We start from the raw sequence: 22,848 nt of genomic DNA on the forward strand, positions 1-22,848 counted from the left end.
CCGCCGTCTCGCCGCGCTGGCCATCACGCTCAAGCACCGGTACCGATGGCCTGCGAAGACCCGGGGGGCCCGACCGTGGCGCGGCCGGTGCGGTACCCACTCTTGCGCGCGCCGACTTCCCTCTTGTCACCCTTCAGTGTTTGTCTGAAGGGGTGAGAACGCCCCCGCACGTGACTGACCAGGAGATGCGCGCCGCCCTTGATCGGATCATTCAGCGCCGCGACGACATCGACGACCCGAATCGGTACCAGCTCAGCGATGACCCTCGCGACGTGCTCGCCTACCTGCGTAAACACAGCCGCGGCATGCCCGAGCACGTCCGCCGGGCCGACGTCGAGGACGGTCTCGTCCTGCGGGTGTGGCTGTGGTGGGACGGAGAGGCCGCCGAGTTGTGGCTCCTGGACCGCGCCGACGAGCTCGCGATGAACCGCCGCAGCGTCGGTGCCCGCCTCGGCGTCGCCACCGGTCAGGGGCTGGTGGATCGCCGAGTCCACAAGCGCGCGATGCTCTCCAGGGCCACCGGCATCCCGGCGCCAGCGCCGGCCTCGTCCGCCCGGGGGCGCGAAGAGTGGATAGCCGCTCACCGGCGGGCGGTCCAGGCGATCGCCTCGACGCTCGTCGAGCACCGTGAACTCGCCGACGAGGAGGCGGCTGAGTCGCTCATCGAGGTCCGGCGCGACCTCCACGACGACGTGTGCACCCCGGCCGGGATCACCGTCATCGACTGGGCCGTCACCGAGTTGGCCGCCGTGCCGGCCGTAGCGGCACTGCCGGACAGCCACCCTCTCCGGCAGGCAATCACGGCCTGGGCGCCGCTCGCCGCCGCCTTCAGACGCATTCCCGATCGGTGACTTTTCCTCATTTCCGCCGCCGGCATTCCACTGGCCAGGGATGACCGGCTCAGGCGTTAGCGGGAACGTTAGCGGGGGCGCTGCGGGCCTGTTCCGTCGTCCATCAACCGTTCTCGCCCCCCGCGACTCCCCCACGCGGCGGCCCGCACGCCGTCCCCCTCGTTCCCGGTTCGGCTACCGGGCGTAGTCGGAGCGAACCTGGGTCGCTCCGACGGAACGACGCCGCTTCCGCTACCGAGGGTGACGCGGGCGGCGGAACGATCGGAGCGGGCGCGCTCGGCTGGAACGGCTGGAACGACTGCGGAACGGAGCGGCGGAACGCCTTGAACGGCCGGCCGGGAACAGGCTCCCGGAACGGCCGACCCGGTCCGGATCGGAACGACCGTTCCCCGGAACGGCGCCCCGGAAGGAACGGCCGAACCAACTCCCGCCCCGGTCTGGAACGGCATGCCGCCACAGGTGCCCTGGTGCCTGGGAACGGTCGCGCCGGGGGACGCCGTTCCGGCCGCCGCCGCCGCTTCAGGGCGCCTGCCGGACCGGAACGGATGGCACCATCTGCGCCCGGAACGAGCCCGCCACGCGACGCCCGCACCCCCACCGCAGCGGCTCTCGCCCGACCCCCCGGCCGTCCCCCTGAGGAACCACCGGACCCCGGTTCCGCCCCCTCGCTCGGGCGACCCAACGGCCGGCGACCCAGCCGTCGTCCGAGAGCGCGCAGGGCCCTACCGAGGCGCCCCGCCGGGCCCGGCGCCGCGACGGTCCTCCGAGGACCGGCCGGCGGCGCGTCGGCGGCCGGGATGGCCAGGCGCCGCTAACGGGTGGCGCTCACTCCACGTTGACCCCAACCCCCGAATTTCGTCACTTTCCGTGGATGCGGTTTCGGTGTGCGGGTTGGGTTCTTCTCTCGCGCGCGGGGGCCCGCGCGCGCCCGCGTCGCCCTCCCCCATCGACCACACCGGCGGAGTGCGGGGTGCGGAGTGCGGGTTCACGCCTCGTCACGGGCGCCCGGCGAGCCGGCGACGGACCCGATCGCGGGCCTCGCGACGCCCCGCTGCGGCATCTCTGGCCGCCACTCGACCGCCGCGCGCGGCCCGCCCGGCGTCGCCGGCGCACCTCGCCGGCAGTCGGGCAGCCGGGCCATGATCGCGTTGCCCGACACCGAGCGGCCGGGCGCCGGGCAGCGCCGGCCGACAGAGACCGGCGACCGACCGGCGAGCGAGGCGCCCGCCGGCGACGCGCCGAGAGCGGCGAGAGCCGAACCGGCCGCAGCGGCGGCGGGGGGAGGGAACGGAACAACGAGGTTTGGAACGGTGATCTTGGAATGCCGTTCACTCGACCCGGAATGATCTTGGAACGGGGGAGTGGATTCGATCCAAATTGATCTTGGAACGCGTTCCGGAACGGCCACCAACCCAGCCTCTCGCACCGAGGGTGGAACGGCGGTGGAACGCGGGCCAACGTTCCCGCCGGAACTGACCCGGAACGCCCCCGGAACACAGCCGATGGAACGGCGGCCACGACTGCTCGCCGTCCTACACAGACCGTGACCCCCGCCCGCTCAGCCTCGCAACGACGTAGGCGGGTCACTTCACGTGACGTAGGGGAGTCCAACCACAGGGGCCGAACATCCGGGCGAGCGAGCCCGGAGCCATCACCCCACCAACGGCGCCGCGAGGGGGCGGTCGAACCTGCTGCGGTTTACCGCGGTAAAGATTCCGGCTCGGGCCTTATCGCGCCGAATCGAGCACGCGTAGTGCAGGAGACATCACTCATTCGAACGCGAGCCGCTTTACCGCGGTAAAGATGCGCCAACGACCGCGGGTTGCGACCGAGCGGCGCGGGGCGGGGTCGTAGCATGACCGCAATTCCGAAGTACCAGTGACCTGGGAAGCAGACGGACGGAGCGTGAGGTCGTGACAAGGATTATCGCGGCGGTCAACCAGAAGGGCGGCGTAGGGAAGACCACAGTGGTCATGAACTGCGCTGCCGTCTGTTACGAGGCGCTGGTGCAACCAGGCCCGATTGCCCTGGCCACCGCAGAGGCGGTGGGAGATCCGAACAGCCCGGTGATGGTTGCCTCGATTGACCCTCAGGGCTCCGTCGAGAGCTGGGCCAAGCAGGCGGCAGAGAACGGCGGCGGACTGCCGTTTGACCACACCGAGATCAGGGACCCGCAGCTCATTCCCCTGCTTCGCAACCTCGGCAAGCAGTACGTGTTCATGGACACCCCGGGCAACATCGACAACGAGCCGACTGTGGTCGAGGTGCTCAAACACAGTGACGAGGCGATCGTCCCGATCACTCCCGACTTCCTGACCTGGGCCCCAACCGAGAGAACCATCGAGAAGGTGATCAAGCCGCTCGGCATTCCCTTCATGGTGGTCATCAACTACTGGGACCCCCGGGACGGCGACACCGGCTTGGTGGCCGTCGCGCAGTTCGTCATGGAGCGGGGTTGGCCGCTGTGCAACACCCCTGTCCGCCGGTACAAGGTGCACGCGAGCGCGGCAAGGCAGGGAACTGTCGTTACCCAGTACGCGCCCAATCGAATCTCACTGGAGGCTCGCGGCGACTTCACCAAGCTCGCGCTCGAACGCGGCTGGGGCCGCCGCGACACCGTGGAGATGGTGAAGTAATGGCCGCCAACGCCAGCACCTCGACCGGCGGCCGCAAGGGACCGGCGGCGGCGGCGCGGACAGCCGGGACGGGCAAGTCGATTGACCTGACCGCGCTTGTCGCGAACAAGGGCACCGCACCAACCGTGCCCGCTCAGCAGGAGCAACACCACCGCGCTGACGCCACCGCCCGCTTCGCGCTCCTGGAGCAGATCGCACCGAACCCTCTGAACACCCGCACCATCGACTTGAACTCGGAGTCGATCCAGGAGATCGCCGCGTCGATACGGCTGCACGGCCAGCTGGAACCGTGCGCGGTGGTCAGCCGCATGGCATTCGTCGCCAAGTTCCCGGAGTTCCGGGAGACAGTTGGCGAGGCGGCCTACGTCCAGGTCAGCGGTGGGCGACGGCGGGCCGCCGTCACGGTGCTCGAACGAGACGGGCACCTTGAAGAGGCCGGGCTCGACATCACCGTTAAGAACGACCTCGCAGCGTCGCGCGACATCTTCGTCGCGGCGACCGCTGCCGAGAATCTCGATCGGCGGAACTACGACCCCATCGAAGAGGCCCGCGCGGTCGCGCACGTTGTAAGGGAGGCCGGTAAGCAGGAGGCTGCTGCAGAACGGTTGGGACGGTCGCCGGGCTGGGTAACACAGCGGCTCAACCTGCTGAAACTGGAAGAGCCCCTCCAACTGGCGATCGCCGCGGGCGATGTTCCCCTGCGCGAGGCGCGGCGACTGCATACCCTCTCTGCGCAGGAGCAGCTCGCGGTGCTGGACGAACTGCGCGCCGGCGCACGCAGCGGCGATCGTGCCTTTGCACCCGACGAGCCAGCGGCGACTACTCAGACCCCGGAAGGCACCGAGCCGGCGTCCCGCCAGCCCGAACCGCAGACCTCCAACGGTCCCAAGCTCCGTGCCACCCGGGTAGCGGCAGCGATCCAACGCTTGGGCGGTACACCGTCCAAGATTGCCGAATCGCTGCTCGGCGAGCTGCCCAAGGACTCGGTGGAGCAACTCATTGACGAACTGCGATCGAGGCTGCCGCGCGAATGACGAACCCCTTGGTCGAGTCTGACTCCGGACGCTAGTCATCGCGGCCGCCGAGCTCGTTCGGCGGCCGCGAAGGCGCGGGCTCGCGCGTGGATGAGCGCGCTGCGCCTACCGGCGTCAACCTCCACCGGTGGCGTTGCTGCCCCCCGGTCGGTGGTCGGCCTGGGGGAGGGGAGCGCAACCTCCTCAGTGAGCTCCCGCAGTCGCTCCCACCCAGGCGCGGAAGCGACTTCGGACTTGGTGCGGGCCTGGACCGAGATGGCGTAGGCGTCGCGGGCTGCCTGGCTGGTGCTGGTCCAGACCGGGCGGTAGCGGCCAGAAGTTAGGTGGTTCGAGATGATCCGCTTGGCTAGCTCCTTGACCTGGTGCAGGCGCCACTCGTCGGCGCCGGTGGTGTACTCGATGACCGCTTGCAGCATGCGGGTCAGGCCACTGGAGGACGTGACCGGCCCGTACGTCTCGGTGGCTCGGTCTACCTGGAACGCCGACCACCCAAGGTCGGCAAGGGGCTGAAGGCGCTTCGCGAGGACGGGAACGGGCACCACAGCCCACCGGGGGGAGCGTTCTTGCAGCTTGCGAGCCAGCGCATAGCCCCTGCGTGTCCTAGGACGCTCTACCGAAAGTGGTCCTGAACACTCCGACGATCTTGGCAACCCCCCCTTCTCGGTGAAAATGAGGTTCTGATCTTGGCCCGTGAGGGTATCTGAGGATCTTGTACCTCCTAGAGTGAGTAAACCCTGGAATGGGGTGCAGTGACTCTCCACAGGCACCTCGTCGGAGTCGGCCGCGTCGGACATCGCCGGCGATGTCCGGGCGAGCGCGACAGCGGCTAGGTACAGCTCCAACCTGTCGCGGTCGACCACCTCGTCGAGCTCGTCCATCATCTGAGCGCGATCGACGTAGGCCAGGGGGATCCTCAGCTCATACTCGGCCGCCAGGCGCTCCACGTTGCCCTCAGCGTCCCTGACGAGGCAGCCATCGGCGTGCTGGTAGAGCAGTCCGGCCCGCTGTAGAGCCCGTAGGGCGTACTGGGCGCGGCGCTCCTTGCATCCCACCCGGGTGTAGACCTCTTCCACGGAGGGACGCACCACGGGGCCGTACGCGACGGTCAGGGTGGCGTAGACCTCGGCCACGGCGACCTCGACCCGGCCGAAGTCGTGGCCCAGCCGCAGCGGGCGGCCGGTCTCGGCGTGCTCGTCAGCAAAGCGCTGTGCCAGAGCGACCGCCTCCCAAGGGTCGGCGAGGGCGGGCCTGCTCGCCGACAGGGGCCGGTCGACCGGGTTGTAGGGCAGCAGGGAGCCGAGGATCGGGGCCTGGTCGTCCGGTCCCTCGTCGGGCTCGGCCGCCGGGCGGCACAGCCGGCATGTGTCGACGTCGTGCGGCGCCTGCTCGGTCGGCCAGATACCCATGCGCTCGTGCTGTCGCCAGCACTGCTTGCAGGCCACCAGGCCGGGCGAGCGGGTGACGCCGAGCCTGGTCCGGCCGGCGATCGCGCACGACTCGCACTCCCGCTGTTCGCCGGTCGGGTGCCGGCGCTCGATACGCCGACGGCTCCGGCCGCGGCTGCGGTCGGTGCGGCGCCCGGACGCCTTGGTCCATACCGCGACCGGGTGAGGGGAGGCGGTGGCGGCGGGCACCGGGGCATCCACAAAGAACGACGAATCATACGAATCGCCATACTTCGGGCTACCATCGGGCAGAACACGGGACGAAATCCCGGCCTGCCTCGTGACGGTGTCCGGCGCCTCCGTTATGGTGGTAGCGGGTCGCCACTCAGACATGAAGGGACCCGCCCGGAGGGCTAAGCAACGCGCTGTTGCTCCTTCGGTTGGGGTTGAACGACGGTTCTCGGGATTGCCGCCAAGCTCATCACCGAGGGCCGTCGTTGCCGTTTATGGAGTTGGGGCTCGGGCGCTACGCGCTCCTCTCGCTGTTGCGGGGAAGCCGGAAGTCGAGGTTCAGGCCGCGTTAGCGGCCGCGGTGCGACGCCGCCGCGAAGGCCGATGCTCCGCTGGAGCGACGGCCTCAGCGCTGAGCGGCAACTGCTGCTCGGCAGCCCGGTGCAGCACCCACTCGGGCACCGGCGGTTTGCCATCGGCCGGAGCGACGGCGCCACGACAGTGGCGCGCGATCTCCTCCACGGCTTCGGCGCGGCCGCAGTTGAGGGTCTGGGCGACGGCGTCGACGAAGTCGATGATGTCCGGCGCCACCTCGGCGTACAAGGTGACCAACGGCCCAGGGTTCTGCCGTGCGCGACGTCCTGCTGGTCGAGGCATGCCGTTGATCCTCTACCCCGAAGGCAATCCAACCTAGGTTTGCCGGCCGGCGTGTCGCCGGAAACTCCAAGAAACCTTGGAAACCTTGCGGCCTCGCAGGATTCTCCGACGCTGGAACTCGAATCAGTGCATTTAGGACTATTGCCGCGCGTCGCCGTGGTGGCCGTGATCATTGTTCTCCTTGCGAGTCCGGGGAGGCTGCTCGGCTGGTCCGTTAGGCCAGCTGCTCTACCTCCTCGTCGCCGGCGTCGGCGCCCGTGGAGTCGGGCAGCACCCACCTGCCGTGGCCGGCGTCGCGCACCCGGCCGACCCTGACGAGCTCGCGGCAGGTGTTGCGCACCCAGGTCTCGCTGTAGCCCGACTGCTTCACCAGAGCGCCGGTGCGCTCGACGCCGGACTGGATGAGCTGGTAGATGCGTTGCCCACGCTCGGAGCGCAGGATCTGCGGCGTATCGTCGTCGCCGGTCGCCACCGGCCCCGCCACGGTTGACGCTGGCGGCCAGGTCGGGAACTGGATCACGGTGGTCGGGATGGCCACCGGGCGGGCCGCCTGCGCCGGGCTCGGTCCGGACCAAGCGGTGGTCGGCGTCGCGGTCATAGTCGTCGTGGCGGCCGCCGGCTGGGGCGTCGGCGGTGGCACGTACCGGCCGGCGCGCATCGCGGCGACCCGCGCGGCCAGGGCCTCGCGATCGGCCGAAGCGAGGTCCCGCCGGTTCAGGTAGCGAGAGCCGCACGCGTTGGCCGCGCCTTCGTCCAAGCCGCGCCAGTGGACCCGTGACGCGCACCGGTCACGGTCGACGTCGTCCAGGTAGTAGCCGCGCAGGGGAGCGGACCGTCCCACTCCGGTTTCGTCCACGAGGTAGGCGTAGCCGTGGACGCGGGGGAACAGCGTCGGGTCAACGTCAATCTTGAGGACCTGCTTCGCGTTGCCGCTCTTGGTCCACATGACGACGAGGTTGCCGGCGATGAGGCTGCCGCGGAGCGTGTCGCCGTCCTTGGCGCGGTTACCCGTGCCGAACGTGTCGACCGTGACGGACTGCGAGGCAGCGAGGATCGCGATGCCGAGCTTGTTGCCCTCCCGGGCGAGCTCGGTGGCCATCTCCTGGATAGCGGCGTCAGCAAACGCCCGGTGGCACTCGTCGACGATGATCAGCAGGCCCGGCCGGTCCTCGCTCGGGACGAAGCCCTCGACCTCGTCCAGCGCGTTCTCGGCCTGCCGCAGCTCCTTGACCAGCATCGCGAGGGCGAACATCTGCCGGATCTGCTCGATGTCACGGGCGACGTAGTCGGCGTGCTTGGCCAGCATCGGCGAGCTGGCGCCCTTCTGGGGGTCGGCGTACCACACGCAGGTGATCCCGGTCGCCACCGCCGACAGCGCGATCGAGTCGAGCATGCGGCTCTTGCCGGATCCGGTGGACCCCAGCAGGAAGCCACCCCACATGCGGTGGCCGGTGTAGAGCCGCCACCGGCCCGTGCCGTCGCCATCGATGAATGGGCCGAGGGCGATGGTGCCGGTGTGCGGGTCGTAGTTCGGCCCGGGCCACGGCACCTTCTTCGCCTTGAGCACGGTGGACTTGGTGACGATCGTCAGCTGCAGGCAGGACTCGTTGAACAGCGGGTGCCGCTCGATGATCAGGTCCTGGCGCGGATTGAGGAACAGTCCGGTGCGCAGCAGCGGCAGAGCGGAGAGGGCGTGCCCGAGAGTCTGCTTGCCGGGGACGAGCTGCAGCACGAACCGCTCGCCAGAGGCGATGAGTTCGTGGCCGGTCAGCCAGGAACCGGCCAGCGGTCCGCCGGACGTGCCGCCGAGGTAGGTGGCCCACAGCTGGGCGTACCCGCCCAAGCTCGCCGCGACCTCTTCATCCGGCGGCACGTTGGGGATCCGGTGACGATCCACGTACGGCACGGCGAGCGCCGCGACCAGCAGTGCCAGAAGGGTGACCGCGTCGAACGACAGCCCGACGTTGGCGACCCAGGTCAGCCAGCTCGCCGCCGCGAACGCACACGCGGTGGCCCAGGCACGAACGCGCCGACCCTTGAGCCGCTTGCCCGCCACGAACGCGGCGACGACAGCCGTAGTGAAGGCCGCTCCGGCCGTGGCCAGCGCGACCGCTTCCTCGTCACCGGTGAGGTGCGCCGCCGCCCGCGTGGCCGCCGCGGCGGCCACGAGCAAGACGGTCGAGTAGTGCGGGCGCACCTGGTGCCGCAGTCGGTACCGCGTCCGGTCCTGTCGCCACTCGGCGGACCGCGCCGTCATGCGATCCGGGCTGAGATCGGCGGCGGCGGCGACGCCGGCGTCGCCGGCGGCGTCCGCCGGAACGGCGGTCTGGCCGGGCATGCCCTGGGTCGTAGCCACAACGTCCTCCTTGGATTGCCTCGTGCTCAGCTGCGAGTGCCAGCCTGGGAACCGGCCGGCCCCGACCCCCGATCAGGGCCGGCCGGAACCCAGGTCGTCACTCGTTGGTGACGAACTCCCTGCTGCCGGCCTCCGGGACCGCCGCGTACGCCTCCTTGACGACGTTCTGCTGGGCCAGAGCCGTGTTGGCCTCCGCCCATGCCGCGCTGGCCAGGGCGCTGAGCTCCTGCGCCCGCACGGCGGCGGAGACCGCCTCACCAGAGACGCCAGCCGACTGCAGGGAGGCCACGAACCCCTCCGTCAGCGGGACCTGGTTGCCCATCGCCGTCGACATCTCGGCGGCGTACGCCTGGGCCGTGGTCAGACCGGTTACCTCACCGGGGTTGCTCATGCTGTCGTCCTTCCTGATCGGGAACTGGATTACCTGGCCCCCGCCCTGGCCGTTGTCGGTGCTGGCCGGGTCGGGAGTCGCTTCCACGCCCGGCGACGGTGTCGCCGGGTCGCGGGTCTCGGGCGTCGCCGGCGAAGGCGACGCGGGGGAGGTGGGCGGTGCCGCCGGACCGCTCGGCGGCACCGCCCCGGGCTGGGCCTCGGCCGCCGGCGGGGTGCTGGGGTCGGTCACCGGCGCGGCCGGGGAGATCGGGGGAGTTGCCGGACCGGCCACCGGGGGCGTTGCGGGACCGGCCACCGGGGGAGTCGCCGGACCGGCCGGGGGAGTCGCCGGACCGGCCACCGGCGTGGCGGGGGAGGCCGGCGGGGTCGCTGCCGCCTGCTCCTTCTTGCGCGCCTCGAACCACTTGTCGGCCGACTCCCAGCCGTCCGCCCAACGCCTGGAAAGGAAGTTCCTCGCCGGGGTCTTCTTCGGGTTGGCCAGCTTGGCCTCCCGCTTGCGCTTCGCCTCCTCCCACGCGTCCATCAGGACGGTCGCGAGGTAGTCGCCGAATGTCGGCCGCGGCGCCTTGCCGGCCTTCGTCGCCGCATTGATCTCGGCCATGCGCCGCTGCACCCGGGGCGGCAGCTTGCCCTTCATCGCGTACCGGCAGTCGACGAGTACCTCCTTCGCCGCGAGAGCGACGAGGTAGGCGACGATCGCGAGCCCGACCAGACCTTCGATCATTACTCGGCCCTCATCTCGACGACGAAGGACCGGACCTCGGTAGCGACGCCCTGCAGCGCCGGCACGGTCATCAGCGCGACGTAGAGCGCGGGCACGAGGGAGGGGACAACCAGCGCCACGATCCAGGCCGGCTTGGAGACGCCGCCCTTCTTGCGCAGGTCGTGCCACAGCCAGGTCAGGGCCGCGACCGCGATGGCCGCGCCGAGGCTGACCCCGATCAGGGTGGCGCCGATGCGATTCGCGGCGACGGTCGCATCACCGACGATGTTGCCGACGAGCTTGCCGATCCACCCGGCGAGGGCGATGCCGACAGCCAGGAAGCACCAGGTGCGGAACCTCGGCGCCGAGCCGCGCACCAAGCAGACACCGCCGATTCCCAGGGCGATCGCTCCGATTACGGATAGGGGGAACATGGGGCAACTCCTTTCAGGAGGGTCAGAAGCCGGCCAGCCAGGCCAACCAGCCCAGGGGCGTGGCGATCCAGGAAAGAGCCGTGTGGCCGTAGGTGGAACGGCCGACCAGCACAAACACCACGAGCACGGTGATGAGGCGGCCCGGGCGCTGCGCGACGAACTCGAGGCGTCGGCAAATGGCCGTGATCGGCAACCCGATCAGGCGCCAGTACCAGATCCCGGCGAACCGGGGCCCGCCGGTCTTGCCGGTCCACTCACCGCGATGGGCGTAGGTGGAGAGGTCTTCCAGCGACGCTGGCGCCTCGCCCCACAACTTCGGCGGCGTCCAGTAGCGGCTGAGCATCTCGCCGAGCCAAGGGAACAGCGAGAAACCCTTGTCGTCGGTTGCCTCGGTCCGGTTCTCGGACTCGAACGGCGAGGCGGGTGCCTCGTCCTGGTCCGTCGTCCGGGGGCGAGGCGATGGCCTCCGGCTGATCGGCTCCTGGCCATCGGTCAGGTTGGCGCGTACGTCGTTGTCGGTGCTCACCGTCGGTCCTCCCTTCTGGCGTTCAGCAACCTGTCGCCGAGCGCGGTCAGAAACTCCACCGCCTCGGTCGCCGCGATCTCGGCGTCCTCGGTCGGTGCTTCCTTGGCCGCCGAGGTCGCGTAACCGGCCGCGACGGCGATACGTTCGTGCGGCTCCTGAGCGGCCGCCAGCTTCTCGATCAGGGCCGCCATGCGCCGCTGGGCGCCGAGGACGCGCTGCTTCGGGCGCCCTCCGCCCTTCTTGATTCGCCTACCGGCCATCGCCGCCTCCCCGGAGTTGTCCGTCGTCAGCGGGCGCCGGCGACGCAGAGGGGTGACCACACGTCGCCGGCCACGTCCACCAGCTCGAACGTGGCGGCGGCGAGAACACCACGCGCACCGCCGCCGGCCGGCCCGCCGGGCGGGTTGTCCCCACCCGGATCGGGCCGGCCGGCGCGCTGACCGTCGTCGTGCTCACGGCTGCGGCGTCCTGGCATAGAGCTCGGCAGGGACCCGGCCGCCGGTGAGGTCCGCCAGTTCGGCGGCGATCTCCCGCTCCGCGCAGGTCTGGCAGCAGGCGCGACCGTTGCGGTCGCGCATGTTGGTGACCGTCTCGCAGGCCCGGCAGGGCACCTTCTGGGTGGGGTCGTAGTGCTCCGGCCCGTCCCAGTTCAGCCGCACCCGCGGCGCCAGTGGCACGAGAACGACCCCGCTAGCCACGGTGGTCCTCGCCACCGATCTCGCTGCCGAGGAAGAACGCCTCGACCCGGTGCCAGCGCATGTGCCGCCAGACGGCCCCGCCCCCGACCACCAGGAGCGACACCAGCAGCACACTCGCGCCGACGCCCAGGTCGAGCACGAACTCGCCGCTACGGAGCTGACGGCCCGCCGCGTGGCAGAGCGTCCCGCCCACGGTCAGGACCAGCGGAAACCACGCCGACCGGGCGATCCGACCCACGTAGCACGGACCCTGGTGGCCAAGCTCGGGCCGGAACATCGCGCCGAAGCCGGCATGGGGACGGGCTACGTCGTTGCGGAACCACGCGGCGAGGTCCTTGATCCAGACGTCGGGGACCAGATCCGGGGCCATCTGGGCGGCCGGCTCCGTCGACGCGGCGGCCGGGATCGTGTCGGTATTGGTAGGAGCGTTCATGGGAGGTACCACCACCTGCCGGGTGCGTCGGGAGAGAACCGGCCGCTGCGGCCGGGCCTGGTTTGGATCGGTGTGCGTCGTCACGCCGCCCGCCTCCCCGAGGAGGTGCGTCGGGCTGCTCGACTCGAGCTACTGCGGACCGGCCGGCCGATCCGCTTGCGCTGCAACGGCTTGATGCCGTGTCCGCAGCACGTCTCGCAGTCGCCCCCGGGGGCGTTGAGCATCTGGTTGGCCAGGGTGGAGGAGGCGGCGGCGACGTCGTCGTCGCTGGCCTCGCCGGCGTCGCGGGCTGCCGCCAGCCGCTCGTAGTCCGCGGCTACGGTCGCCCGGGTGCGGCTCCACTTCTGCCAGTCGGCGGGCGCGCCGATGTGCCCCGCACCCTTGCAGTCGGGGCAGATGACGGTCCGGAACCGGCGGAGTCGGGCGAGCATTTACGCCACCGCCTTCGCCGGTAGGGTGTCCGCCAGCGCCTGCACGGCCCGGTACTGGATCGACACCACCGCGCGGGCGGTGGTGCCCATCCGCGCCGCGGTCTCCTGCGTCGACAGCCCGCCGAAGAACCGCAGTGCGATGCACCGCTGCTGCTTCGGCGTGAGCTGGCGGATCGCCCCAACCAGGGCCTCGCTGGTGAGCTGGTCGAGCACAGTGCGCTCCGGGTGCCCATCCGTGGAGGTGTCCCGCCGCTCCTGGCCACAGACCGCGTCGTCCGAGACGATCTCCAGGCGCTGGCGGGCCGACCGGAAGTGGTCCCGCACCAGGTTGTTGGCGATCGTCACGAACCAGGCGACCGGGTCGCGTCCCTGCCAGGTGAACCGCGCGATGCCGCGCAGCGCCCGAGTGAACGTCTCCGACGTCAGGTCCTCGGCAACCGTCGGGTTGCCGACCTTGCGGTATACGAGGCGGTAGATCGTCGTGCGGTACCGCTGGTAGATCTCGGCGAACGCGCCACGGTCCCCGGCCTGCGCCCGAGCGATCAGGATGCGTACGTCCTCCTCAAGCAGCGCAGGGGTCGTCGTAATCGTCGCGGCGGTCATGCGGCCATCTCCCTCGCGGGGAGCTGCCGCGCCAGGGCGCGTACCGCCCGGAACTGCAGCGTCTTGACGGCCGCTTCCTTCTTGCGCATCGCCTGGGCCGTCTCCGCGAGCGAGAGCCCGCGCAGGAACCGCAGCACGATGCAGGTCTGCTGCTCCGCCGTGAGCTGCGTGACCGCCCGCAGCAGCTCCAGGTTGCCGAGGTAATCCACGGCCGCCTGCTCCGGGCCGATTCCCGGGGCGACTTTCTCGTCCTCGAACAGCGGTACAGGGATCTCGAGCCGGTGCCGACCGGACTTGAAGTGATCGACAACCAGGTTGCGGGCGATCCTCGTCAGCCAGGCGCCGAAGTCGCGGCCCATCCAGCGGAAAGCCTGGATGCTTCGCATGGCCCGGAGGAACGTCTCGGAGGTCAAGTCCTCGGCCACGTGGCGGTTGCGGACCCGCCGATGGATGTACTTGAAGACCTGGTCGACGTAGCGGTCGTAGATCTGACCGAATGCCTCCGGATCTCCTGCCTGCGCACACGAAACCAACTCGCGGACATCATCGTTGTTCGTTGCGCTTGATCCTTGTGCCCGCGCTCGCGGGCTGGGTCGTACCCTCAGGGTTGGCATCTACTGCTCCTCGACAGGGTGTGGGGGATGCCGTTCCGAAGGCCCCGTCGTTCCAGCGGCGGGGCCTTCTTGTCGGTCAGACCGGCCTAGGCCGACCGAACCGTTTGGTACGTACCATTACGCCTCATCGATCGTTCGCCTGTCAATAGACCGACCCGGCGCGTCAGTGCGTTTGGTACGTACAATCAGCCGTCATGGGCATGACGAGGAGGGACCACGGTGGATCTGGCGGGGAACGACAGCAGGCCGCTGGCTGAGCGCGCGGCCGACATGCTCCGCGAACGGATCACACGCGGCGAGCTGAAGCCCGGCGAGCGCCTGCCATCCGAGTCGGCGCTCGCCGAAGAGTGGGGGGTCAGCCGCGACACGGTCCGCCGCGCCATCAGCCAGCTAACCCAGGAGGGCCTGTTGATGGCCGGGCGGGGGCGTGCGGGACGGTTCGTTCGCTCCTACGCCTACCTGACGTGGCCCGCCCACAGGTTCGAGCACACAAAGTCGCGCAGGGATACGGCGCCGGGCGCTCAGGCAGATGCTTGGGCCGAGGACGTTACCGCTCAGGGCCGCAAGGCGACCCAGGAGATCGAGATCGGCATCGTCATTCCGCCGGCAGTGGTGGCCCAATACCTCGCGGTTCAGCCGAAGGATTCCGTTGTCGTGCGGAAGCGGTTGCGCTACGTCGACGGCATTCCCTTCCAGACTGCCGACAGTTACTACCCGCGCGACGTTGCAGAAGGAACACCAATCATGCAGCCCGGGGACGTGACGGTTCCCGGAGGACTGATGGCCAACGCAGGGCACCGACAGGTCCGGTTTCTCGACCGCATCACGATCCGGATGCCGACGCATGCCGAGTCCACTCGCCTCAGCCTGCCCAGTAGTACACCCATCGCGGAGCACCTGCGAGTGGGCTACAACAAGGATGACCGCCCAGTGCGCGTTATTATCACGATCTTGCCGGGCGACCGACACGTGATCGAATATGAGGTAGACGGGCATTGAGCAGGCAGCATGTGCTCCGGCAGGCGCAATCGGGCGACCTGGAAGACATGATCGCGCTTCGGATAGAGGCCGAGCAGTGGCTGAGTGCCCGCGGCATCCGACAGTGGACCCCGGATTACGACGAATACGCGCGCAGCGCGCTCGCAAAGTTCGTTGACGCGGGGATGGCTTGGATAGTGGAGATAGACGGACAAGTCATCGCAACTGCCAGTCTCAACGAGCCGGATCCTGACTTCTGGGGCTGGGCAGATGACCAGGAAGATGCCCTCTACCTCAGCAAAATGATTGTGTCGCGAAAACACTCAGGGCAGGATCTCGGCAGTGCCATCTTGAACTGGGCGAGCGTTCGTGCCGCGAGCAATGGTCGTCGATGGGTGCGTATCGATGTTCGACGCGACAATATTAAGCTTCACCGCTACTACCTGGCGCGCGGCTTCACTTACGTGCGGACCTACCATGCTCCGCAGCGGCGAACCGAGTCCGGGTGGCTTGCGCAGCGACCGGCAGGCTTGCTCACGCCGTCCGAGGTAGTTCTCTCCAGCCTGCCCTGATCGCCCGCTGTAGGCGCGAGTCCTCTTCCAGACATGCAGAAGGGGCGGGGAACCCCCCGCCCCTTCTGCATGCTTGTCGCTCGGGCTCGTGATTCTGCCTGGGTTACGACCCAGCCGTGCTGTACGAGGTGCCGTTCACGCGCTCAACCTCGACGGTGGCAGCCATGACGAGCTCGGGTCGGTCGACGTAGCCGGTGGGCAGGGGTACGGCAAGCTCGGCAGCCTTGGCCCGGAGCGCACCGCCTCGTGCGGCGTCTCGCACGAACCGGGCCTGTCGGTCGGTGCAACCGGCAGCCGCCTGAGCGTCCTCGTTCTTGATTCCCGATTGCCCCTTGGCGAACTGCGGGGCGTGTTCGATGAGCTTCATCCACTGGGTCATCCAGGTTGCGCATCCATCGGCGGTGGCCGGGACCTTGATGGGTGCCGTGGTGACCGGTTGTTCGGCCGGCGGGGGCACCTGGACGGCAGCGGTGATGGGTCGCTCGCCGCGCGGACTGTCGAGGGCGACCACGGAGGTCGTGCGGGCCTGGCGCTGCGCGGGCATCGGTGCCGGAGAGACCGGTGCGGCCGCGGCCGTCTCGGCACGCTGCACGTCGCGCCGGGCGGTGGCCAGCTCGGCCTTCCGGCGCTCGCCTTCGAGCTTGAGTGCGTGCGTCCGGGCGGCTTCGATGGATCGCGCACGGCGACGGATCGTCTTGACGTGCCGCCAGTGGTCGATCGCCTCCCGGGTGGTTGGCCGCTTGTCCTCGTCGCGCCGGCGCGGCGGGTGGTTGATCCAGGCGAGCATCACCGGGATCGTCGACCAGTGCGTGAACCAGCGCAGCTTCATGGCGGGGTACTGCGACTTGATGTAGTCGCCCTCGCCCTGGTAGAGGTCGAGGACCATGTGGAACATGAACATGCCGACGATCGACATGACGGCGTAGTAGAGACCGGCCGAGAGCGAGCCGTGGTCGCCCGAGTCTCCGTAGGTGAAGCCGCAGTACGCCGCGAAGATCGTCATACCCCAGATCAGGGCGTTGGCCTTGGCGGGTGACTTGCGCTTGGCGATGAAGGCCAGGGAGAGCAGCAGGGCGCCGATGACGACGCCGTCGAGCGTAAGCGGCGTGGCGGGCACCATGATGCCCTGGCGGCGCAGGAACTCGCGGGCGAAGCCGGAGATGGCCTCGAAGCTGCTGGCGAACAGGCCGAGGTAGAGCAGGATGCTGACGGTCGCGGCGATGCTGACCAGACGGTCGGCTCGCTTGTCCTGTCGTTCCTTGGCGAGGTGCTCAGCGCGCTCGTCAGGGGTCAACCCGGCGAGGTCGTTGCGGCTGGGCGCTGGCTCCTCGCGCGCGCGCCGGTTGCGCCGGCGGATGGCGAGTGCGAGTACCAGGCAACCGCCCACGGCCAGGAGGAACATCGCCACCGCGATGGCGACGTACACCCAGGCCGGGGCGTGGGGCAGTTCGAGAAACATCAGGATCCCTCCCCGGTCGGGGTGTCGGGCACGGCGCAGAGGTGCCGCCGTCGGTCAGGGGACGCCGGCGCGTTGAGCTGCACAGCGTTCATGGGTTGTCCTCCCCGTAGGGGGTAGCGCGGCCTGCGCCCAGAGTATCGCGGACTACACGTGTAATCCAGTCTCGGGCCTGATCTCTCGCGCTGAACGGCACGATAGCCACTTCGGGTGAGGGCCTGGCGGCCGGTCCCGCGCGGTGGCGAGGTAGTCGCGTGGCGTTCCGGGCGGCGGCGGACTGTGTGCACCGGCGAGTGCTCCTCCTCGGTTCGTCGGGCGGGGCACGGCCGATCGGCGCGCCCCGTTGCCTTCCGGGTGGAACGGCGCGGGCGCGCGCAAGTCTCGCGCGGGGGCGTTAGCGGAAGCGTTGCGGGTGCCGACGTTGTTCGGGCTTGCCCTACTTCGAGGTGTCGTCGCCGGCGGCGGATTCGTCGCGGGCCTTGCGGAGCAGGCGCCGGACGACCTGCATGCTGACGTCCGTCTCGAGGCGGGCGCTCAGTGCGTCGGCGAGCGCGCGGACCGTGGGTCGCTCATCGGTGCTCGCCTCGGCGAGCACCGCCTGCAGATCGGCGACCTGCGGGCGGGGGCCGGGCTTGCGTCCACCGGTGCGACGGGTGGTGGGGGAGGCCCATGCCCAGGCGGTGGAGCGCGGCCATCGGTAGATGAAGCCTTGCGCCGGCGCGGGCTCCGGGGGCCAGACCGGCCGCGGAACGTAGCCGTCCTCGCCTCGCTCCCACGCCGGGATCGAGTCCTCGACGTAGCGCTTCATCGCCCCGCGGGTGACGCCCTTGATTTTGGCGAGCTCGTCGACCCCGATCAGCTCGTCCGGGTCGCCCGTGAAGGCGGATGGAGTGGGAGCGGGTTGCCGCACGGCGTCGAGCTCGTCGAGCGCGAAGACCTCTTGTCCGTTGACCCGCTCCGCGAGCGGCTCTGGCCAGCCGTAAACCGGTCGGCCTGCGGGCGACGAGTATTGGGTGACGGTGTTCGGTGCCAGGCCGAGGTACTCGGCCGCGCCCGCGCGGTTGGTGGCCTTACGCCCACCGACGATCCACGTTTCCACCGTCTCCCCGGTCCTGCCATGACGATGGCCGGGGCCATCCACCCGCGAACGGGTGGCGGCAAGGCCCCGGCCATCTTCCAGAAGCCCGACGCGGGCGTCTCCACCCAAGCCGGTTCCTGCCACTGTACCGGCAGGGGGCGGCGGGGCGGTACGGGATACGCCCGGCGCGGCGGCCTGAACGTCGCTGTTCACGGTCAACTGGTCCCTTCGGGGTTGGATCGGGAGGCGGCCGGTGGATCTGCCCCGCCCTGGCGCCACTGCGGGCGGACGGACGTACGCCCCGGCGGGCAGCCAACCCTTCGGGCACCAATAATGATACCCCACATCTACTGTGGGTGGTAGCGGTTCGAGTGACCTGCGGACGCAAAAGTCAGGCCGGCTCGCCGGCCCGACTTCTCATTGCGCGCCGGGGGAGATGTCCACCGACACGTCATCGTGCTCGCTGCTCGGGCGAGCGCCGGGCTGTGTCGGTGCTGCGCCGGCGCCGGTCGCGGGCCGGGTGCTCGGCTTTCGGAGCGGGAGCCGGGCCCGGCCGAGCGTTGGGGCGTCGTTCCGGAGTCGGTGACATCTCGACCTGGTCGGCGCCGAGCATTCTCGTCAACGCGGCGCCGAGGCTCGGGGTAGCTGCGGCGCGCAGGGGAAGGCGCCAGAGGCTGCCACCGGTGGCGGTGGCAATCCGGATCCGCACCTCGGCCTTGCCTGGATGGCACCACAAGGTGTCCTTGAGCGCGGCGATCAGGTCCGGGGTGCACCGCTCGACCGGGATGGTCAGCGTCACCCGCGGCGGGGTGGCGGTCAGGTCCGGGATGGACAGGTCTGTGGCGATGACGGAGAGGGAATCGTCTCGGCGGTTGATCCGACCCCTGACCGCGACGACGGCGTCCTCGGCCAGGTGCTGGCCGATCAGATCGAAGGTGGCGGGGAAGAACAGCACCTCGATTCCGCCGGTGAGGTCTTCCAGGGTCGCCGACGCCCAGTTCTTGCCGTGCTTGGTGACCCGCCGTTGCAGGGTGGTGAGGATGCCTGCCACGGTGACGAGCTGCCCGTCCGGGGTCTCCTCGTCGCCGACCAGCGCGGCGACGGTGGTGTCGGCGGCGACTTCAAGGGCGGCCTCCACGCCGCGCAGCGGGTGGTCGGAGACGTACAGCCCGAGCATTTCACGCTCAAAGGTCAGCTTGTCGGTCTTGTCCCACTCGCTGTCACCGATGGGCGGCATCGCCACGGTGGCCACGGCGCCGGCGTCGTCGAACGCGGCTCCGAACAGGTCGAACTGGCCGGCGGCCTCGTTGCGTTTGACTGCCGTCTGGGCGTCGATCGCGTCGGCGTGCACCGCGATCAGGGCCTTGCGGGGGTGCCCCATCGAGTCGAATGCCCCGGCCTTGATCAGCGACTCGACGGTCTTCTTGTTGCAGGCCACCGCGTCGACCTTGCTCAGGAAGTCGTAGAAGTCGGTGTACTTGCCCCGATCCTCGCGGCCGCGCTCGATCGCGGCGACCACGTTGATGCCGACGTTGCGTACGGCGGCCAGGCCGAAGCGGATGTCGGAGCCGACCGCCGTTGACGGAGCGGCCGACTCGTTGACGTCCGGTGGCAGCACCTTGATGCCCATCCGCCGGCACTCGGACAGGTACAGGGCCATCTTGTCCTTGTCGTCGCCGACGGACGTGAGCAGGGCGGCCATGTACTCGGTCGGGTAGTTCGCCTTGAGGTACGCGGTCCAGTAGGAGACCATGCCGTAGCCAGCGCTGTGCGCCTTGTTGAAGGCGTAGTCGGCGAACGGCAGCAGGGTGTCCCAGATCGCCTGGACGGCCTCGGGGGAGTAGCCGTTGGCGCGCATGCCCTCGGAGAACGGGACGAACTCGCGGTCGAGGACGTCCTTCTTCTTCTTGCCCATCGCCCGGCGCAGCAGGTCCGCCTGACCGAGCGAGTAGCCGGCCAGTTTCTGGGCGGCGCGCTGCACCTGCTCCTGGTAGACGACCAGTCCGTAGGTCGGGCCGAGGATCTCCGCGAGGGGTTCCTCGAGTTCGGGGTGGATCGGGGTGATCTCCTGCCGGCCGGTCTTGCGCCGGGCGTAGTTCATGTGCGCGCCGGTGCCGATCGGGCCCGGCCGGTACAGGGCGATGGTGGCCGAGATGTCCTCGAAGTTGTCCGGCGCCATCGCGCGTAGCAGGTCCCGGGTGCCGCGGCCGTCGAGCTGGAACACGCCCAGGGTCTCGGCGGCGGCCAGCAGTTGGTAGGTGCGCGCGTCGTCGAGCGGAATCTGCGCCAGGTCGACGCTGATGTGCTGGTTGCGTTCGATGTTGCGGACCGCGTCGTCGAGGATCGTCAGGTTGCGCAGCCCGAGGAAGTCCATTTTCAACAACCCGAGCGCTTCGCACGTCGGGTAGTCGAACTGGGTGATGATCGCCCCGTCGGTGTCCCGGCGAGTCAGTGGGATGTAGTCGATGATCGGCTCGGCGGACATGATGACGCCGGCGGCGTGCACGCCGGTCTGGCGGATCAGGCCCTCGATGCCTCGGGCGGTGTCGAGCACCTTGGTGGCCGTCGGGTCCTCGGCGTACATCTCCCTCACGGCGGTGGCCTGCTCGTGTAGCGGGTCGGCCGGGTCGAACACCCCGGCGAGGCTGATTTCCTTGCCCCCGGTGCCCGGTGGCGGCAGCGCCTTGGTGATGCGGTCGCCGACCGCGTACGGGTAGCCGAGCACCCGGGCGGAGTCCTTGACCGCCGCCTTGGCTTTGATCGTGCCGAAGGTGACGATCTGCGCGACCCGGTCCTCGCCCCACCGCTGGACGGCGTATCGGATGACCTCGCCGCGCCGGCGCTCGTCGAAGTCGATGTCGATGTCAGGCATGGTGACCCGGTCGGGGTTGAGGAACCGCTCGAAGATCAGCCCGTGGTGGATCGGGTCCAAGCCGGTGATGTCCAGGGCGTAGGCGACCAGCGAGCCGGCGGCGGACCCGCGGCCGGGCCCGACGGCGATGCCGTTGGACTTCGCCCAGCCGACGATGTCCGCGACGGTGAGGAAGTAGGACGGGAAGCCCATTTTCACGATCATGTTGATCTCGTACTCGGCCTGGGTCACGTGGCCGGGTGGGACACCGTCGGGGAAGCGCCGGGCGAGCCCGGCCCGGACCTCTTTGCGGAACCAGGACTCCTCGGTCTCGCCGGCAGGGACGGGAAACTGGGGCATGAGGTTGCGCGGGGTGAACATGCCCGTCGGGTCGACCTTCTCGACTACCAGCAGGGTGTTGCGGCAGCCCTGCTGCCAGGCGTCGGATTGGTCCAGCGCGCGCATCTGCTCGGCGGACTTGAGGAAGTAGCCGCTGCCGTCGAAGCGGAGCCGGTCGGCGTCGGCGAGTTGCTTGCCGGTCTGGATGCACAGCAGCACGTCGTGCGCGGCGGCCTGGGCCTCGTGGGTGTAATGCGCGTCGTTGGTGACCACCGGCGGCAGGCCGAGCTTCGCGCCCAGCCGCAGCAGGTCGTCACGGACCCGTTGTTCGACGGCCAGGCCGTGGTCCATCAGTTCGAGGAAGTAGTTGCCCTTGCCGAAGATGTCCCGGTACGCCGCGGCGGTGGCCACCGCCTCGTCGAACTGGCCCAGCCGCAACCTGGTCTGCACCGCCCCACCGGGGCAGCCGGTGGTGCCCATCAGACCGGCGGCGTGTTCGGCGATCAGTTCCCTGTCCATGCGGGGCCACTTCACGTAGTGGCCCTCGATGGAGGCGAGCGAGTTGAGGCGGAACAGGTTACGCAGGCCGGCGGCGTTGGCCGCCCACATGGTCATGTGCGTGATCGCGCCGGATCCGGACACGTCGTCGCTCTTCTGGTCCGGTCGGCCCCACCGGACCCGCTGCTTGTGCCGCCGCGACTCCGGGGCGACGTACGCCTCGACGCCGAGGATCGGGATGACCCCGGCGGCCTGGGCCTGCTGGTAGAAATCGTAGGCGCCGTGCATGTTGCCGTGGTCGGTCATCGCCACCGCCGGCATGCCCAGCCGGATCGCCTCGGCGAAGAGCTCCTTCATCCGGGCGGCACCGTCGAGCATCGAATACTCGGTGTGCACGTGCAGGTGCGCGAACGAGTCGGCCACGACCGCCCCCGCTACCGACGGCCCGGGCGGATGTCTTCGGCGTACGCGAGGATCTGCCAGGCCAGCACCGCCACGGCGCCCAACTCGGCAGCGGCGATCGCGATCGCCAACGGTGTCGGCGCCAGCGCGAGGCAGGCGACGATCGCGGCTACGGCGGGCAGGCAGAAGGTGCCCAGGTCCACCGCCGCCTGGATCCGCTTGCGCTGCGACCGCCGGGTGTCATCGCCGTGGCCGAACTCCCATCCCAACAGCGGCCCGCCGGCCAGCGCCTCCATCTGAACGCGCAGGTCGTCGCGCAGGTACCGGCCGATCGCGCTAACCATGCGGTCCTTGGCCAGATACGTCCAGCCCAGCACGAGGACGGCCGGGGGCAGGGTGAGCAGCAGCAGCGGGATCTTCGTCTGGCTCACCCCGGCCACCACCGCGGCGGCCACGCCCATCGCGGTGTAGATCAGCCCGTCGCGGGACTCGATCCGGCCGCGCTGCTCGGCTTTGAGTTCCTGGTACTCGGTTCGCAGCGTCTCCAGCCGGCCGGCCTGGTCCACGCTGGTGTCGCTGATGGCCGGCGGCGTGGCGACGTGTCCGCTCTGCTGCATGGGTCCCCTCCCTCGGTGAGTGGCCTTGGTCGTCCGGTGGTTGAACGCCTGTGCGCGCCGCCGCGCGGGGTC

The 22,848-nt window shown here is 69.7% G+C and carries 21 protein-coding genes and 1 pseudogene; 5 read left to right on the top strand and 17 right to left on the bottom strand.

All coding sequences use genetic code 11. The features are described from left to right. The first annotated feature begins 170 nt into the window (after positions 1-170). The 3 genes from AB0J36_RS14030 (at position 171) to AB0J36_RS14040 (ending at position 4,521) form a co-directional block, all read left to right on the top strand. Complete coding sequence (locus AB0J36_RS14030) at positions 171-851, top strand: hypothetical protein (protein ID WP_363660659.1); 681 nt, start codon at positions 171-173, stop codon at positions 849-851. 1,913 nt (positions 852-2,764) lie between these two features. After that, positions 2,765-3,487, top strand: a complete 723-nt coding sequence (locus AB0J36_RS14035) for a ParA family protein (protein WP_363660660.1) — start codon at positions 2,765-2,767, stop codon at positions 3,485-3,487. Continuing rightward, positions 3,487-4,521, top strand: coding sequence for a ParB/RepB/Spo0J family partition protein (locus AB0J36_RS14040; RefSeq protein ID WP_363660661.1), 1,035 nt, complete (start codon positions 3,487-3,489; stop codon positions 4,519-4,521). The genes AB0J36_RS14035 and AB0J36_RS14040 overlap by 1 nt, the downstream gene beginning before the upstream one ends. A 35-nt stretch (positions 4,522-4,556) precedes the next feature. Here the strand turns inward: AB0J36_RS14040 and AB0J36_RS14045 are convergent, their stop codons facing one another. From AB0J36_RS14045 to AB0J36_RS14105, 13 genes are all read right to left on the bottom strand, one after another. After that, positions 4,557-5,927 carry a hypothetical protein gene (locus AB0J36_RS14045; protein ID WP_363660662.1) on the bottom strand — a complete coding sequence of 457 codons (1,371 nt, stop codon included), beginning with the start codon at positions 5,925-5,927 and terminating at the stop codon, positions 4,557-4,559. Positions 5,928-6,476: 549 nt separating this feature from the next. After that, the gene (locus AB0J36_RS14050; RefSeq protein ID WP_363660663.1) at positions 6,477-6,794 is read right to left on the bottom strand and encodes a hypothetical protein; all 318 of its coding nucleotides are present in this window, start codon (positions 6,792-6,794) and stop codon (positions 6,477-6,479) included. A gap of 214 nt (positions 6,795-7,008) precedes the next feature. Continuing rightward, on the bottom strand, positions 7,009-9,150 hold the full coding sequence (locus tag AB0J36_RS14055; protein ID WP_363660664.1) for a hypothetical protein: 2,142 nt from the start codon (positions 9,148-9,150) through the stop codon (positions 7,009-7,011). Between the two features lie 97 nt (positions 9,151-9,247). Beyond that, positions 9,248-10,267: a hypothetical protein gene (locus AB0J36_RS14060; protein ID WP_363660665.1), complete on the bottom strand. Its 1,020-nt coding sequence runs from the start codon at positions 10,265-10,267 to the stop codon at positions 9,248-9,250. Then, complete coding sequence (locus tag AB0J36_RS14065; RefSeq protein ID WP_363660666.1) at positions 10,267-10,680, bottom strand: hypothetical protein; 414 nt, start codon at positions 10,678-10,680, stop codon at positions 10,267-10,269. The genes AB0J36_RS14060 and AB0J36_RS14065 overlap by 1 nt, the downstream gene beginning before the upstream one ends. A 22-nt stretch (positions 10,681-10,702) precedes the next feature. After that, complete coding sequence (locus AB0J36_RS14070; RefSeq protein ID WP_363660667.1) at positions 10,703-11,206, bottom strand: hypothetical protein; 504 nt, start codon at positions 11,204-11,206, stop codon at positions 10,703-10,705. Then, positions 11,203-11,466 (bottom strand): hypothetical protein, encoded by a 264-nt coding sequence (locus AB0J36_RS14075; protein ID WP_363660668.1) that lies wholly within the window; start codon positions 11,464-11,466, stop codon positions 11,203-11,205. Before AB0J36_RS14075 ends, AB0J36_RS14070 begins: the two co-directional genes overlap by 4 nt. A 26-nt stretch (positions 11,467-11,492) precedes the next feature. Beyond that, positions 11,493-11,681, bottom strand: coding sequence for a hypothetical protein (locus tag AB0J36_RS14080; RefSeq protein WP_363660669.1), 189 nt, complete (start codon positions 11,679-11,681; stop codon positions 11,493-11,495). Next, positions 11,659-11,883, bottom strand: a complete 225-nt coding sequence (locus tag AB0J36_RS14085; RefSeq protein ID WP_363660670.1) for a hypothetical protein — start codon at positions 11,881-11,883, stop codon at positions 11,659-11,661. The genes AB0J36_RS14080 and AB0J36_RS14085 overlap by 23 nt, the downstream gene beginning before the upstream one ends. Positions 11,884-11,896: 13 nt before the next feature. After that, positions 11,897-12,337: a hypothetical protein gene (locus tag AB0J36_RS14090; protein ID WP_363660671.1), complete on the bottom strand. Its 441-nt coding sequence runs from the start codon at positions 12,335-12,337 to the stop codon at positions 11,897-11,899. A gap of 80 nt (positions 12,338-12,417) precedes the next feature. Continuing rightward, complete coding sequence (locus AB0J36_RS14095) at positions 12,418-12,768, bottom strand: hypothetical protein (RefSeq protein WP_363660672.1); 351 nt, start codon at positions 12,766-12,768, stop codon at positions 12,418-12,420. Next, a complete protein-coding gene (locus tag AB0J36_RS14100) occupies positions 12,769-13,371 on the bottom strand; it encodes a sigma-70 family RNA polymerase sigma factor (protein ID WP_363660673.1) in 603 nt (200 codons plus the stop codon). Beyond that, positions 13,368-13,985, bottom strand: coding sequence for a sigma-70 family RNA polymerase sigma factor (locus AB0J36_RS14105; RefSeq protein WP_363660674.1), 618 nt, complete (start codon positions 13,983-13,985; stop codon positions 13,368-13,370). The genes AB0J36_RS14100 and AB0J36_RS14105 overlap by 4 nt, the downstream gene beginning before the upstream one ends. Before the next feature lie 219 nt (positions 13,986-14,204). Between AB0J36_RS14105 and AB0J36_RS14110 the strand changes: the two genes are divergently transcribed. Next, positions 14,205-14,984, top strand: a complete 780-nt coding sequence (locus AB0J36_RS14110; RefSeq protein WP_363660675.1) for a GntR family transcriptional regulator — start codon at positions 14,205-14,207, stop codon at positions 14,982-14,984. Continuing rightward, positions 14,981-15,535 (top strand): GNAT family N-acetyltransferase, encoded by a 555-nt coding sequence (locus tag AB0J36_RS14115; RefSeq protein ID WP_363660676.1) that lies wholly within the window; start codon positions 14,981-14,983, stop codon positions 15,533-15,535. The genes AB0J36_RS14110 and AB0J36_RS14115 overlap by 4 nt, the downstream gene beginning before the upstream one ends. A 103-nt stretch (positions 15,536-15,638) precedes the next feature. Here the strand turns inward: AB0J36_RS14115 and AB0J36_RS14120 are convergent, their stop codons facing one another. The 4 genes and pseudogenes from AB0J36_RS14120 to AB0J36_RS14135 form a co-directional block, all read right to left on the bottom strand. Further along, positions 15,639-16,994, bottom strand: a complete 1,356-nt coding sequence (locus tag AB0J36_RS14120) for a DUF2637 domain-containing protein (protein WP_363660677.1) — start codon at positions 16,992-16,994, stop codon at positions 15,639-15,641. A gap of 433 nt (positions 16,995-17,427) precedes the next feature. Next, a complete protein-coding gene (locus AB0J36_RS14125; RefSeq protein WP_363660678.1) occupies positions 17,428-18,282 on the bottom strand; it encodes a hypothetical protein in 855 nt (284 codons plus the stop codon). Positions 18,283-18,670: 388 nt separating this feature from the next. Continuing rightward, positions 18,671-22,180, bottom strand: a pseudogene (gene dnaE / locus AB0J36_RS14130) (DNA polymerase III subunit alpha); the annotation flags it as partial. An 11-nt stretch (positions 22,181-22,191) separates the two neighbouring features. Then, entirely contained in the window at positions 22,192-22,776 is a 585-nt protein-coding gene (locus tag AB0J36_RS14135; RefSeq protein ID WP_363660680.1) for a hypothetical protein, read from the bottom strand. Positions 22,777-22,848 lie beyond the last annotated feature (72 nt).

Source organism: Micromonospora sp. NPDC049662 (genome assembly GCF_040675055.1).
Classification (GTDB): domain Bacteria; phylum Actinomycetota; class Actinomycetes; order Mycobacteriales; family Micromonosporaceae; genus Micromonospora.

Excerpts from the sequence above, each read along its gene's own strand:
- AB0J36_RS14075 (WP_363660668.1), bottom strand. The coding sequence starts at position 11,466 with ATGGCCGGTAGGCGAATCAAGAAGGGCGGAGGGCGCCCGAAGCAGCGC.
- AB0J36_RS14050 (WP_363660663.1), bottom strand. The coding sequence starts at position 6,794 with ATGCCTCGACCAGCAGGACGTCGCGCACGGCAGAACCCTGGGCCGTTG.
- AB0J36_RS14095 (WP_363660672.1), bottom strand. The coding sequence starts at position 12,768 with ATGCTCGCCCGACTCCGCCGGTTCCGGACCGTCATCTGCCCCGACTGC.
- AB0J36_RS14100 (WP_363660673.1), bottom strand. The coding sequence starts at position 13,371 with ATGACCGCCGCGACGATTACGACGACCCCTGCGCTGCTTGAGGAGGAC.
- AB0J36_RS14065 (WP_363660666.1), bottom strand. The coding sequence starts at position 10,680 with ATGTTCCCCCTATCCGTAATCGGAGCGATCGCCCTGGGAATCGGCGGT.
- AB0J36_RS14060 (WP_363660665.1), bottom strand. The coding sequence starts at position 10,267 with ATGATCGAAGGTCTGGTCGGGCTCGCGATCGTCGCCTACCTCGTCGCT.
- AB0J36_RS14045 (WP_363660662.1), bottom strand. The coding sequence starts at position 5,927 with ATGGGTATCTGGCCGACCGAGCAGGCGCCGCACGACGTCGACACATGC.
- AB0J36_RS14040 (WP_363660661.1), top strand. The coding sequence starts at position 3,487 with ATGGCCGCCAACGCCAGCACCTCGACCGGCGGCCGCAAGGGACCGGCG.
- AB0J36_RS14080 (WP_363660669.1), bottom strand. The coding sequence starts at position 11,681 with ATGCCAGGACGCCGCAGCCGTGAGCACGACGACGGTCAGCGCGCCGGC.
- AB0J36_RS14120 (WP_363660677.1), bottom strand. The coding sequence starts at position 16,994 with ATGTTTCTCGAACTGCCCCACGCCCCGGCCTGGGTGTACGTCGCCATC.
- AB0J36_RS14135 (WP_363660680.1), bottom strand. The coding sequence starts at position 22,776 with ATGCAGCAGAGCGGACACGTCGCCACGCCGCCGGCCATCAGCGACACC.
- AB0J36_RS14090 (WP_363660671.1), bottom strand. The coding sequence starts at position 12,337 with ATGAACGCTCCTACCAATACCGACACGATCCCGGCCGCCGCGTCGACG.
- AB0J36_RS14105 (WP_363660674.1), bottom strand. The coding sequence starts at position 13,985 with ATGCCAACCCTGAGGGTACGACCCAGCCCGCGAGCGCGGGCACAAGGA.